Below are 13,866 nucleotides of genomic sequence, written 5' to 3' on the forward strand. Positions count from 1 at the left end.
TCCTGTCCCACTCTGCGCAGGCGTACCGCGCCTCGCTCAGGCTGTCGAACGTAGCCAGTGCATAGCCGTTCTCGGTCATGAGTGTGGCGCTTTGGTCGGGCCACTGCTTGATGATGAATTTCATGCCTCACCTCATCTGAAAAGCCTATGACGCGAGTTATACGCGCACCATGTGACAGCCTCAAGACATCGCCGCCGCGCCCATAAATCCGGGTATTGAACCCCGATTTACGCTATAATCCCGCGTCATTTTTGCATTCCTTCTTTCTTTGAGGTCCCGCTGTGATCGAAAATCTCCGTAATATCGCCATCATTGCCCACGTCGACCATGGCAAGACCACCCTGGTGGATCAGCTCCTGAAGCAGTCTGACACCCTGGGCGAACGCACCCAGCTGGAAGAGCGCGCCATGGATTCCAACGACCAAGAGCGTGAGCGCGGCATTACCATCTTGGCCAAGCCCACCGCCATCAACTGGGGCGACTATCACATCAACATCGTCGACACCCCGGGCCATGCCGACTTCGGCGGCGAGGTTGAGCGTGTGTTGTCGATGGTCGATTCGGTGCTGCTGCTGGTGGATTCGGTGGAGGGCCCCATGCCCCAGACCCGCTTCGTCACCGAAAAGGCGTTGCAGCGCGGCCTCAAACCCATCGTCGTGATCAACAAGATCGACCGTCCCGGCGCCCGCCCGCAATGGGTGCTGGACCAGACCTTCGACCTGTTCGACCGCCTCGGCGCCAGTGACGAGCAGCTCGATTTCCCCGTGGTCTACGCCTCGGGCCTGAACGGCTTCGCCGGTCTGGACGACAGCGTGCGCGAGGGCGATCTGTCACCGCTGATTCAGACCGTCATCGATAAGGTCCATCCGCCCCAGGTGGAGCTCGAAGACCCCTTCCAATTGCAGGTCTCGCAGCTGGACTACAACAGCTACGTAGGTGTCATCGGCATCGGCCGCATCAGCCGCGGCCGGGTCAAGACCAACACCCAGGTGGTGATCGTGGACAAGAACGGCAAGCGCCGCAACGGCCGTATCCTGCAGCTGCTCGGTTTTCTCGGCCTGGAGCGCATCGAGGTGGACGAGGCCCAGGCCGGCGACATCATCTGCTTTACCGGCATCGAAGGGCTCAATATCTCCGATACCCTGTGTGATCCCAATGCGGTGGAGGCGCTGGCGCCGCTGTCGGTGGACGAGCCCACCGTGAGCATGACCTTTCAGGTGAATAACTCGCCCTTCGCCGGCAAGGACGGCAAGTTCGTCACCTCGCGCAATATCAAGGAACGCCTGGAGAAGGAGCTGATCCACAATGTCGCCCTGCGCGTCGCCCCCACCGAAGATCCGGACAAGTTCCGCGTCTCCGGCCGCGGCGAGTTGCACCTGTCGGTGTTGATCGAAAACATGCGCCGCGAGGGTTTCGAGCTGGGCGTGTCGCGCCCCGAGGTGATCATCCGCGAGGTGGACGGCGAGAAGCATGAGCCCTTCGAGCAGCTCACGGTGGACGTGGAAGATCAGCACCAGGGCACGGTCATGGAAAAGCTGGGCACGCGCGGCGCCATCATGAATAATATGGTGCCCGACGGCAAAGGCCGCGTACGCGTCGACTTTATTATTCCCTCGCGCGGTCTGATCGGTTTTCGTACCGAGTTCCTTACCGCCACCCAGGGCTCGGGCCTGATGTTCAGCGTCTTTGACCACTACGGTCCCATGAAGAGCGGTGATTTCGGTTCGCGCAACAACGGCGTATTGATCGCCAATGGCCCGGGCAAGGCCTTGGCCTATGCCCTGTTCAACCTGCAGGACCGCGGCCGTCTGTTCATCGGTCACGGCGAAGAGGTCTACGAAGGCATGATCATCGGCATCCACTCGCGCGACAACGACCTGGTGGTCAACCCCCTCAAGGCCAAGCAGCTCACCAACGTCCGCGCCGCCGGCACCGACGAGGCCCTGACCCTGACGCCGCCCATCCGTCACAGTCTGGAACAGGCGCTGGAATTCATCGACGAAGACGAGCTGGTGGAGGTGACGCCCAACCACATTCGTCTGCGCAAGAAACTGCTCAAGGAGCACGAACGTAAGCGCGCGTCACGCTAAATTGAGTGTTGCAGAGGCTGTGATCAATGGGGTGCGCCGCGCGCACCCTACCTGCGCACGCGTTCGGACGGTATAGTGGAGACAGGTAAGCAGCACGAGATAAGGCATGGCCGATCTGTATCCCGCAATCGAACCCTACGTCAATCATCGCGTCGCCGTTGATCCACCGCATACGCTGCACATCGAGGAGTGCGGCAACCCGCACGGCATGCCGGTGGTGTTTCTTCATGGCGGGCCGGGCTCGGGCTGCGAGCCCTATCATCGCCGTTTTTTCAATCCCGGCAAATACCGCATCATTTTGTTCGATCAGCGCGGCTGCGGCCGGTCCTCGCCCCATGCCGAGCTGCAGGGCAACACCACTCAGGCCTTGGTCGCCGACATGGAACGCATCCGCGTAAAACTGGGTATCGACGCATGGCTGGTATTCGGCGGTAGCTGGGGCTCGACCCTGGCCTTGGTCTATGCCGAAACCCATCCCGGGCGGGTGCTGGGCCTGGTGTTGCGCGGTATTTTTTTGTGTCGACCGCGCGAGATCCAGTGGTTCTATCAGGAAGGCGCCTCGCGGATTTTTCCCGATTACTGGCAGGCCTATGTCAAACCCATCCCCGCGGCCGAGCAGGACGATTTGTTGGCGGCGTTTTATCGCCGTTTGACCTCCGACAACGAGCTGGAGCGCATGGCCGCAGCCAAGGCCTGGTCCTTGTGGGAGGGGCGCTGCGCCACCCTGAGGCCGTCACAATCCGTGGTGGATCATTTCGGTGATCCCTTCACCGCCCTCAGTCTGGCGCGCATCGAGTGCCACTACTTCGTCAATAACAGCTTTCTCGAAGAGAACCAGATCCTGCGCGATGCGCACCGTTTGCAGCATATCCCCGGTATTATCATCCATGGCCGCTATGACATGGTCTGCCCTGTCGAGAGCGCCTGGGAATTGCACGCGGCCTGGCCCCAGGCCGAGCTGCAGATTATCGACGCCGCCGGCCATTCCGCCAGCGAGCCCGACATCCTCGGTGCCCTGGTGGACGCCGCCGACCGCCTGGCGGAGCGCCTGGCATGATTGGGCTGTTACAGCGTGTCAGTCAGGCCAGTGTTGCGCTGGAGGATGAGGTCGTCGGCTGCATCGAGTGCGGCCTGCTGGTCTTGGTCGGTGTGGAACGCGGCGACGGCGAGGCCCAGGCCGATCGTTTGCTGGAACGCCTGCTGACCTACCGCGTCTTTCCCGATGCGGGTGGCAACATGAACCTCAGTGTCAGCAATATCCGCGGCGGCCTGTTGCTGGTGCCGCAGTTCACCCTGCCGGCGGATACGCGCAAGGGCACGCGCCCCAGTTTCAGCCCGGCGGCGGCGCCCGAGGACGGTGAACGGTTGTTTAATTATCTGGTGGATCAGGCGCGCTGTGCCGATGTGCAGGTGGCCACCGGCCGCTTCGGCGCCGACATGCAGGTGGCCCTGGTGAACGACGGTCCGGTGACCTTTTGGTTGCAGGTGCCGCCGCTGAACAAATAGGAGAGTGTGGCTATGGCGGTGTATGCCATCGGCGATGTGCAAGGCTGCTTCGATGAACTGCAACAGCTATTGCAGGTGATGGACTTTGACCCACAACGCGACCGTTTGTGGTTCTGCGGCGATCTGGTCAATCGCGGCCCCCAATCGCTGGCGACCCTGCGCTTCGTCAAAGGGTTGGGCGAGGCCGCCGTGGCGGTGCTGGGCAATCATGATCTGCACTTATTGGCCAAGGCCGAAGGCTGCGGCAAGGAATTAAAAAAGGACACGCTGGACGCCATTCTCAATGCCCCGGATCGGGATGAGCTGATGACCTGGCTGCGCCATCGCCCGTTGCTGCACTATGATGCCGAGCTGGGTTGCATCATGGTCCATGCCGGTCTGGCGCCGCAATGGGATCTGGCCACCGCGCAACGCTGCGCGCGGGAGTTGGAAGCCAAGTTGCGCGGCCCCGATTATCATGAATTCGTGCGCGTCATGTACGGCAACCAGCCTGACCGGTGGTCCGATGATTTGCAGGGCATCGACCGGTTGCGGTTTATTACCAACGTCTTTACCCGCTTGCGCTATTGTTATCCCGACGGCCGCCTCGAATTAACGGCCAAGGGCGCGCCGGGCACACAGCAGGCGGGGACCTTGCCCTGGTTCCAGGTGCCCGGGCGTAACAACGCCGCTCACCGTATCGTGTTCGGTCATTGGTCGACCCTCGGGGTGGGGGAGTGGAACAATGCCCTGTCGCTGGACGGCGGCTGTCTGTGGGGCGGTTGTCTGGCGGCGGTGCAGCTCGATCAGGATGTGCCGGTATGGACTACACTGGATTGCGATGCCGCTGTGGCAGCGGATTCCGATTGACATCGACGCTGGGCGACTGTCGGGTTCAGGGGGATGTTTGGGCCGCTCTCCCGCCGCCCATTCATCCTCGATCCGACAGACTTCCGGTCAACAACAATAAACAAACGTGTAGCAGGGAGGGTTGAGAATGGTGCTATCCGCTTCGATTCGCGCGACGGGGCTCGCCGTCTGTGTGTTCTTACTCAGCGGCTGCGCCGCCAACGAGCTCTACCGGCATCAATTCAGCCCCTGTCTGGCCACGGTATCGCAGAACTGTGAGGCCCACGCCATCCAGATCCACCAGCCCGACAGCGAGCGTCAATATCTGCTCGGTTTTGTCGAGATCGATGATCAGGGTCAGCTGCGCGATCGCGCCCAGCTGCAGGCCTTGCTGAACGAACTCTATGTCGTGGCGGCGAAGCAGAGCCTGCTCATCAATGTCTTCGTCCACGGCTGGCATCACGACGCCCGGCCGCAGGATTCCAATGTGGAAAGTTTCAAACACAGCCTGGCACAGCTGAGCGAGTTGGAAAGTCAGCTCAGCCGGGCGGAAAACAAGACGCCGCGCCGGGTGGTGGGTGTCTATGTGGGCTGGCGCGGCGAGTCGGTCGACGTGCCGGTATTAAATCAACTCACCTTTTGGGAGCGTAAAAATACGGCCCAGGATGTGGGGCATCTGGGCATGGCCGAGTTGCTGTTGCGCCTGGAGGAAATCAGCAATGTGAAAAACACCCAGGAGCCGCCCATCAAGAGCCGCCTGGTGGTGGTGGGGCACAGCTTCGGTGGCGCGGCGGTCTACAGCGCCACGGCCCAGATCCTGGCCGATCGTTTTGTCGACAGCCGCGCCGGCAAGAGTTTCGTCGATAGCGCCAAGGGCTTCGGCGACCTGGTGGTATTGCTCAACCCCGCCTTCGAGGCGCTGCGTTATGCGCCGCTGTACGATCTGGCCCAGGCGCGTTGCAGCTATTTTCCCGAGCAGCGGCCGCGGCTGGTGATCTTGACCTCGGAATCGGATTACGCCACCAAGCTGGCCTTTCCGGTCGGGCGTTTTTTCTCCACCTTGTTGGAGAACCATGACAGCATCGAGCGCGACGACTGCCAGCGGCCGCTGCGTTATCAGGAAGGTGCGGCGGACCGTCACACGGTGGGCCATTTCGACCCCTTGCTGAGTCATGAGCTGCGGCCGGCAGCGCGCCAGCAGGCGCCGGCCTACACTGGCGTGCAGGATGTCTGGCGCCAGCAACAGGAAGGTGGCGTGCAACCCTATGGGTCCACCGAATTGGTGCATTTGGGGCGCACTGCGGTGCGCAATCCCTATCTCAATATCCGTGTCGACAAGCGTCTGATCGAAGATCACAACGACATCTTCCGCGAGGAGATCGCCGAGTTTCTGCGCATGTTGATTGTGTTGTCGACGCGCGAATAAAAAAGGGCGCCCGGGGGCGCCCAAAGTGGGGTGGGAGGCGCAACGACGCCTTACTTAACCGCGCCGACGATGCTGCTGTTGGGGGTGTCGGGTAGGCGCGGCAGGGTGATGTCGGGGAACTCACCCGTCAGGCTGTTGAGAAAGGCCACCATATCGGCGACTTCCTGATCGTTCAGCGCACGGTCGAGCTGGGTCTTGGCCATGACGCGTACCGCCTCGTCCAGGGTCTGCACCGACCCGTTATGGAAATAGGGTGCAGTCAGCGCCACGTTACGCAACGTCGGCACCTTCCACATGTGCATGTCGGCCTCGTCGCCGGTGGCCTCAAAGCGGCCCTTATCCTGTTTCAGCTGGTACTTTTCGGTGTACTCGCTGTCGAAGCTGGGAAACATCTGGTAGAAGCCCTCGCCCATGGGCAGTGACAGCGGCCCGGCGAAGTTGGCGCCGCTATGGCAGGCGTTACAGCCGGTCTGTTGGAACAGCTTCATGCCACGCTGGGCCTGTGCCGAAAGCGCCTGCTTGTCGCCCTTCACATAGCGGTCAAAAGGGCTGTTGCGGGTGACCAGGGTGCGCTCGAAGGCGGCGATGGCGCGCGCCATATTGTCGTAGCTGACTGCGTCCTGGCCGCCGAACACGGCCTCGAACTGTTGCACATAGCCGGGGATTTGTTGCAGCCGTTCTTCCACGGCCTCAGCGCTGGGCATGCCCATTTCAATGGGGTTGAGGGGCGGTCCCTTGGCTTGGTCTTCCAGGGTGGCGGCGCGGCCGTCCCAAAACTGGGCGGTCATGAAGGCGGCGTTCCACACGGTGGGCGCATTGCGACCGCCGCGCTGGCCGTCCACACCCACCGAGGTGGGGCGGTTGTCGGTGCCGCTGGACATGACGTTGTGGCAGGAATTGCAGGACACCGTACCGTCGATGGACAGGCGCGGGTCGAAATAGAGCTGTTTGCCCAATCCCACCTTGGCGGCGGTGGTGGGGTTGTGCGCCGGTGCGGGGACATCCTGGGGCAGGGCTTGGTTGGCGTAGGCGCCGCTGTAGGCGGTGAGCATGAATGCCGCCGCGCTGCCCATCAGCAGGTTCCGTGTGTGGATTTTCATTGTCAAACTCCTTCCTAAAAAGCGTATTGTGCGGTTTTGTGAGAGTGCGGCCGGATTGCTAAGCCGGTCTCCATATTAGACTTGGTCTAAAATCAGGTCAATATATATCTATATGTTTTTAATGAAAAAATAACCGATAATTGTGATCGGGTTTTTCGATGGAGCGAAGGATAAGGAGGTTTTGGAGCGCCAAAAAAAAAGGCCCCTTAAGGCCTTTTTCGCGGTCAGCCGTGACGGCCCAGCCAGTCTCGTGGTTTGAGGTAATGTTCGTATAGGTCTGCCTCGGGGCTGCCGGGTTCGGGCTGCCAGTTGTATTGCCAGCGCACCAGCGGCGGCAGGGACATGAGGATGGACTCGGTGCGGCCGCCGGTCTGCAGGCCGAACAAGGTGCCGCGGTCATAGACCAGATTGAATTCCACGTAGCGACCGCGGCGGTAGAGTTGAAAATCCCGTTCGCGCGCACCGTATTCGGTGTCCTTGCGGCGTGCCACGATGGGGCGGTAGGCCTGAATATAGTGATCGCCCACACTGCGGATAAAGCCGAAGCTCTGCTCGAAGCCCCACTCATTCAGGTCATCGAAAAACAGGCCGCCGACGCCGCGGGTCTCGTCGCGGTGCTTGAGATAGAAATATTCGTCGCACCATTTCTTGAAGCGCGGGTAGACCTCCTTGCCGAAGGCTTGGCAGGCGTCGCGGGCGATGCGGTGCCAGTGCAGTACGTCGTCCTCGAAAGGGTAATAGGGTGTCAGGTCGAAGCCGCCGCCGAACCACCAGATGGGCGCGGCGCCCTCTTTTTCGGCGATGAAAAAACGCACATTGGCGTGCGAGGTCGGCACATAGGGATTGCGCGGATGGATGACCAGCGACACGCCCATGGCCTGAAACGTGCGCCCGGCCAGTTCCGGGCGGTGGGCGGTGGCCGAGGCCGGCATCTGATTGCCGAAGACATGGGAGAAATTGACCCCGGCCTGTTCGAATACCGCCCCTTCGCTGAGCACCCGGGTGCGGCCGCCGCCGCCCTGTTCGCGCTCCCAGGCATCTTCCGTGAAACGAGCCTCGCCGTCTTCGGCCTCTAGTTCATCGCAGATCTTGTTCTGTAGTCTTAATAGATACTCTTTGACGGCATGGACATCCGGTGTACTCATGACCCCTTCCCTATAACTTCATTGGATTAGCGGCAAGATTCTAGCAGGTTCCCCCTGGCGCCGCATGTCGCCTAGGCGCGGATTACTGTATCGCTGACCAGATCCACGATGCGGCTCGGCCGGGCATGACGGTCACAGCGGTCGCTGAGGATGTAATCAAGTCGGTCGCCGAAATAGCGCCGCACCGTCAGCGCGTCGCTGGCCGGGCGCAGGCCGGCCGGGTTGGCGCTGGTGGAGACCAGGGCGCTGCCGAACTGCCGGCAGAGCTGTCGGGCGACAGGGCTGTTGGTGATGCGCACCGCGATGGAACTGTGGCTGCCGCATAGCCAGGACGGGACACGCGTTCTGAGCGGACAGATCCAGGTGGTGGCGCGCGCCTGGGGTGCCGCCAGTTTGTTCAGCAGTGCGGCATCGTCGACGGCGATATAGGGCAACAGTTGCTCCAGGGTGGCGCCGATCAGGATCAATCCTTTTTCCGCCGGCCGTTGTTTCAGGTCAAGGATGCGCTCCACGGCCAGGGCGTCCAGTGGGTCACAGCCCAGGCCGAATACGGTCTCGGTAGGATAGGCGATGACGCCACCGTGACGCAGGGCGCGCACGGCTCGGCGCAATTGCCACGGCCTCATACGCCCTGTTCGCGCGCCACGGCGCGGTAGCCGATATCCTTACGATAAAACATGCCGTCCCAATGGAGCGTTTGCGCCAGTTCGTAGGCCCGGGCTTGAGCCGCGCAGACGGTTTCGCCCAGGGCGGTGGCGCACAGTACCCGCCCGCCGGCGGTGACCACCTGGCCGTCTTGCAAAGCGGTACCGGCGTGGAAGATTTTGGCATCGTCCGTCTCGGCGTCATCCAGACCCTGGATCACCGCGCCCTTGGCGTAACTCCCGGGATAGCCGTCCGCCGCCAGCACCACGCCCAGGGCGGCACGGCTGTCCCACTCGGCCTCGGCCTGGTCGAGACGCCCGTCCAGGGCCAGTCGGCACAGCGCCACCAGGTCGGACCTGAGGCGCAGCATGATGGGCTGGGTCTCGGGATCGCCGAAGCGGCAATTGTATTCGATCACCTTGGGGGCGCCGTCGGCGCTGATCATCAGGCCGGCATAGAGAAAACCGGTATAGGGGTGGCCTTCCGCCGCCATGCCCTTGACCGTGGGCTCGATAACGTCGCGCATGATGCGCGCATGCACCGCGGGCGTCACCACCGGTGCCGGCGAATAGGCCCCCATGCCGCCGGTGTTGGGGCCGCTGTCGCCCTCGCCGACGCGCTTGTGATCCTGACTGGTGGCCATGGGCAGGATGTGCTGGCCGTCCACCATGCAGATGAAACTGGCCTCTTCGCCGTCGAGGAACTCTTCGATCACCACACGATGGCCCGCCGCGCCGAAGGCGTTGCCGGCCAGCATGTCGCGCACCGCCGCCTCCGCCTCTGCCAGCGTCATGGCGATGATCACCCCCTTGCCGGCGGCCAGACCGTCGGCCTTGATGACGATGGGGGCACCCTGCTCGCGCAAATAGGCCAGCGCCGGCTCGATCTCGGTGAAGTTGGCGTAGGCGGCGGTGGGAATATGATGGCGGGCGAGAAAATCCTTGGTAAAGACCTTGGACCCTTCCAGCTGGGCCGCGGCCTGTGTCGGGCCGAAGCAGGGCAGGCCGGCGGCCTGGAAGGCGTCTACCAGACCACGCACCAGCGGCGCCTCGGGCCCGACGATGGTGAGATCGATGCCCTGGCGGCGGGCGAAATCCACCAGCGCTGCCACATCTTCCGCGCCGATGGCGAGGTTTTCCAGGCCGGGCTCGCGCGCCGTACCGGCATTGCCGGGCGCGACGAAGACCCTGTCTACCTGGGGCGATTGGGCCGCCTTCCATGCCAAGGCGTGTTCGCGACCGCCGCCGCCGATGACGAGTACCTTCATTATCGCTATGATTCCTGAGCTGTTTTTATCGAATAACCGGTGCCGGCCATTGTAACTCAGGCCAGCCCCGCGGGAACAGCGGTTCAGCTAGGCCCTGGGGCGCATGGATGCTAGAATGGTTTTGCGTTTGGGATAAATATATAAAGCTTTGTAATTGGGAGAGCAGGCCAGTCCCAAGTGGCCATGCAAATAATAACACTTTGTCAGGCAGACGCCGTTCGTCTGTTCAGCAAGGAGGGTGTAGGGGATGTTCATGTCACGTCGCTGGGTTTGTGCAACTATATGTCTGTTGGGGTGTGCCGCTGTCACGTCCGCGTCCGCCGCGGTGTTCAACGTCAACACCACCGTCGACGCCATCGATAACGATACCTCGGATGGTGTGTGTTTGATAGCAAGTGGCGGCTGCAGTCTGCGCGCCGCCGTTCAACAGGCCAATGCCAATTCCGAGCCCGATGAGATCAACGTGCCGGCCGGGCTTTATAATTTGAGTGTGCTCGGCGCCGAAGAGGACGCGGGGGAAAGCGGCGACCTCGACATCGTCAGTGGCAGTGAGATCACCATCAACGGCGCCGGTGCCGACGATGTGGTCATCGACGGTATGCGCGAAGACCGCGTCCTCCACGTCCTTGCCAACGCCACGCTGACGCTCAATGGCGTGACCGTGCGCAATGGCTCACTGGGCCAGTCGAGCAGCGGCGGAGGTATCAATAATAACGAGGGCACGCTTACCGTCAATGACAGCCACATCACCGGCAATATCACCTTCGGTCAGGGCGGCGGCATCAGCAATTTCCGCGGTACGCTGGAGGTCAATCGCAGTGTGATCAGCGGTAATCTGGCGCTGAGCACCGGCGGCGGCATTATGAACCAGGACGGTGATGTCACCATCAACTACACCACCCTTCGCGCAAACCAACTCTCGGATAGCCTGGTCACAAGCTTCGGCGGCGGGATCTACAATTCGGCGCTGTTCAATACGATGGTGATCAACAACAGTACCATCAGCGATAACCGGGTGTTTCTCGACGGCGGCGCCGTTTATCACCTGATCGGCAATCTGCGCATCACCAATACCACCCTCAGCGGCAATACGGCGACACGCTATGGCGGCGGGTTGTTTTACAGCAGTGGTAACAGCAATTTCGGCATTTCGTCGGGCGGCAACCGGCTGGTGAACGTGACCGTTACCGACAACACCGCCTTCGGTATCGACAGCAGCGATGACTCGCCTTCCCCGGGCGGGGGCGGTATTTTCGTGCGCGGTGCGGTGCCGCTGCGCCTGACCAATACGATCGTTGCCGACAATAACACGGGGGGCGACTGTTCCAATGACGGCGAACTGATTTCCCTGGGCAACAACTTGGATAGCGACGCGAGTTGCGAGCTGGGCAGCGACGCCAGCAGTATCTCCGGCGGCGTGGCGGCCCTGGTCTCGCTGACGGACAACGGCGGCCCGACCCTCACCCATGCCCTGGAAGCCAACAGCGACGCCATCGACGCCGCGGATAACAGCCTCTGTCCGGACATCGATCAGCGCGGCTACGCACGCAGCGACGGCAGCTGCGATATCGGCGCCTTCGAGTCCAGTGCCGTGGCGCCGCTGAATGTGGTCACTGCGCCTCCGCTCAGCAATCAGCAGGCCTCGACCGAGAACAACCCGCCGGAGGCCAGCGGCGCCTTGTTGACGGCCGACGCCGGCGCGACGGTAAGCTCGAATTTCGCGGCGACTGACGTGGACGGCGACCCCCTGAGCTTTGAGATCGTACAGAATCCCCAGTTGGGCACTGTCAGTCTGGGGGGCGGCCCCGCGGGTACCTTGTTCACCTATACCGCACGGCCCGACGCCACCGGCAGCGACCGGTTCACCTTTCGTGCCTGTGATGACTCGGGGGCCTGCTCCGCTGCGGCCACCATGAATATTTCCATTACCAATGCACCGGTCAGCAGCGACATCATTATCCAAGTTGCGCAGGGTAGCGGCACCATCGCCGGTGAGAAGCAGATTACCCTGCCGGATGTGGATTACTCCCAGCCGCTGGGCGTATTCCGCTTTAGCGTGGAAAATGTGCCGACCGATCCCGATGCCAATCTAAACGGCACCGTGGTGACGATCCGTCTGCCCGTGGACGCGCAGATCGCCTCGGATGCGGTGATTCGCAAACTGAATATCAATCAAGTGTGGGAGACGCTGGGCGCGGGGCCGGATCCGCAAGTCACCACCGGCACCATCGACCGTGTCACCAAGACCATCACCCTGGTCCTGCGCGACAATGACCGCTTCGATTTGAACCGCAGCCTGGGGGTGATCGAAGACCCCATCGCCCTCGCTGTCCAGGGCGCCGGTGAAGGGGTTCAGGATGCGCCGTCAGACAGCAGCGATCCCACGCCCGCTACCGATGGTTCGGCGACATCGGATGTGTCGCTCTCGAACGCCAGCCGAAATGCCCCCATCGTCGGCGGCGGCGGGTTGCATCCGCTGTGGCTGGCGGTGTTGGGCGTGGTGGCCGGTGTGTGCCGGGGACGGCGTCGCTGAGGCCGGTTTGACGGTCTCCGGGCGCGTGTCCTCCGCCATGCCGATATCTACTCTATAAGGGTGGTGGCGTATTGCAAATTGGATTTATTCCAGCGATAGCCCCGAGGGATTGCTGCCGTCCCCATCGTCATCCGCCAAGGAGAGGTTGGTCTCTTTGTCTGCCAGGTTGGTGCCCTTTTCTTCGAGATCGATACGCAGACGCAGATTGTTGGGCGAGTCGGCATTGCGCAGTGCCTCCTCCAGGGTGATACGGCCGTCTTTGTAGAGATGGTAGAGTGCGGCGTCGAAGGTGCGCATGCCGATGTTTTCCGATTTTTCCATCACCTCTTTAATGGTGTGGATCTCGCCCTTCAGGATCAGGTCGCAGATCATCGGGGTGCCTAGCAGCACCTCGATGGCGGCGGCGCGCTTGCCGTCCACGGTGGGGATCAGGCGTTGCGAGACGAAGCCGCGGATGTTGAGCGACAGGTCCATCAATAATTGATGGCGGCGCTCTTCGGGAAAGAAGTTGATAATGCGGTCCAGGGCCTGGTTGGCGTTATTGGCGTGCAGGGTGGAGATGGCCAGGTGGCCGGTCTCGGCGAAGGCGATGGCGTGCTCCATGGTCTCGCGGTCGCGGATCTCACCGATCAGGATCACGTCCGGCGCCTGGCGCAGGGTATTCTTCAGGGCGTCTTCAAAACTGGCAGTGTCCACCCCCACCTCGCGCTGGTTGACGATGGACTTCTTGTGCTTGTGCACGAATTCGATCGGGTCTTCGATGGTGATGATGTGGCCGGCGCTGTTGCTGTTGCGGTGGTCGATCAGCGCCGCCAGCGAGGTCGACTTGCCCGAGCCGGTGCCACCCACGAACAACACCAGGCCGCGCTTTTGCATCACCAGCTTGGTCAGCACCTCGGGCAGGCCCAGATCCTGCCAGTTGGGGATGTCGGTCTTGATAGCGCGGATCACCATGCCGGCCTGGTTGCGCTGCTGAAAGATGTTGACACGAAAGCGGCCGATCCCCGTTTCGGAAATGGCCAGGTTGCATTCGGGACGATCCTTGAAGTCCTGCTTCTGCTCCTCGCTCATGATTTGTTGCGCGATTTCCATCACGCGGCCGGGCTCCAGCGGGGTCTTTTCCAGCGGCACCAGCTGGCCCTGGATTTTGGCGCTGGGGGGCGCGCCGGTGGTGAGATAGAGGTCAGAAGCGTCTTTCATGACCATGATTTTCAGGTAGTCTTTGAGTTCCATGTTGTCCGAGGTTCCGTATTCGTGGCGACAAGAGGTTCGTTGAAAGGTATCGGCGTTAGAGGGGGCAACTTGAGAAATGCTATGATCCCGGA

General features: G+C 61.8%; 11 protein-coding genes. 6 read left to right on the forward strand and 5 right to left on the reverse strand.

The window, feature by feature from the left end:
• Positions 1–282 precede the first annotated feature (282 nt).
• The 5 genes from Tel_02775 to Tel_02795 all read left to right on the forward strand — a co-directional run bounded on the left by Tel_02775 (position 283) and on the right by Tel_02795 (position 5,851).
• Entirely contained in the window at positions 283–2,091 is a 1,809-nt protein-coding gene (locus Tel_02775; protein ID ALP52153.1) for a GTP-binding protein TypA, read from the forward strand.
• A 106-nt stretch (positions 2,092–2,197) separates the two neighbouring features.
• Positions 2,198–3,148 (forward strand): proline iminopeptidase, encoded by a 951-nt coding sequence (locus Tel_02780; protein ALP52154.1) that lies wholly within the window; start codon positions 2,198–2,200, stop codon positions 3,146–3,148.
• Complete coding sequence (locus tag Tel_02785; GenBank protein ID ALP52155.1) at positions 3,145–3,597, forward strand: D-tyrosyl-tRNA(Tyr) deacylase; 453 nt, start codon at positions 3,145–3,147, stop codon at positions 3,595–3,597. Before Tel_02780 ends, Tel_02785 begins: the two co-directional genes overlap by 4 nt.
• Positions 3,598–3,609: 12 nt before the next feature.
• Positions 3,610–4,446 carry a diadenosine tetraphosphatase gene (locus tag Tel_02790; GenBank protein ID ALP52156.1) on the forward strand — a complete coding sequence of 279 codons (837 nt, stop codon included), beginning with the start codon at positions 3,610–3,612 and terminating at the stop codon, positions 4,444–4,446.
• 127 nt (positions 4,447–4,573) lie between these two features.
• Complete coding sequence (locus Tel_02795) at positions 4,574–5,851, forward strand: esterase (GenBank protein ID ALP52157.1); 1,278 nt, start codon at positions 4,574–4,576, stop codon at positions 5,849–5,851.
• 50 nt (positions 5,852–5,901) lie between these two features.
• On the opposite strand, the gene Tel_02800 is transcribed toward Tel_02795, so the two are convergent.
• The 4 genes from Tel_02800 to Tel_02815 form a co-directional block, all read right to left on the reverse strand.
• Positions 5,902–6,951, reverse strand: a complete 1,050-nt coding sequence (locus Tel_02800; GenBank protein ID ALP52158.1) for a cytochrome C peroxidase — start codon at positions 6,949–6,951, stop codon at positions 5,902–5,904.
• 224 nt (positions 6,952–7,175) lie between these two features.
• Positions 7,176–8,096, reverse strand: a complete 921-nt coding sequence (locus Tel_02805) for a coproporphyrinogen III oxidase (protein ID ALP52159.1) — start codon at positions 8,094–8,096, stop codon at positions 7,176–7,178.
• A gap of 71 nt (positions 8,097–8,167) precedes the next feature.
• Positions 8,168–8,722 (reverse strand): hypothetical protein, encoded by a 555-nt coding sequence (locus Tel_02810; protein ALP52160.1) that lies wholly within the window; start codon positions 8,720–8,722, stop codon positions 8,168–8,170.
• Complete coding sequence (locus Tel_02815) at positions 8,719–10,008, reverse strand: phosphoribosylamine--glycine ligase (GenBank protein ID ALP52161.1); 1,290 nt, start codon at positions 10,006–10,008, stop codon at positions 8,719–8,721. The genes Tel_02810 and Tel_02815 overlap by 4 nt, the downstream gene beginning before the upstream one ends.
• Positions 10,009–10,333: 325 nt before the next feature.
• Here Tel_02815 and Tel_02820 point away from each other — a divergent pair, with 325 nt between their 5' ends.
• Entirely contained in the window at positions 10,334–12,541 is a 2,208-nt protein-coding gene (locus Tel_02820; GenBank protein ALP52162.1) for a hypothetical protein, read from the forward strand.
• Between the two features lie 84 nt (positions 12,542–12,625).
• Here Tel_02820 and Tel_02825 read toward each other — a convergent pair whose 3' ends face one another.
• Positions 12,626–13,774, reverse strand: coding sequence for a type IV pili twitching motility protein PilT (locus tag Tel_02825; protein ALP52163.1), 1,149 nt, complete (start codon positions 13,772–13,774; stop codon positions 12,626–12,628).
• Positions 13,775–13,866 lie beyond the last annotated feature (92 nt).

Source organism: Candidatus Tenderia electrophaga (assembly GCA_001447805.1).
Classification (GTDB): domain Bacteria; phylum Pseudomonadota; class Gammaproteobacteria; order Tenderiales; family Tenderiaceae; genus Tenderia; species Tenderia electrophaga.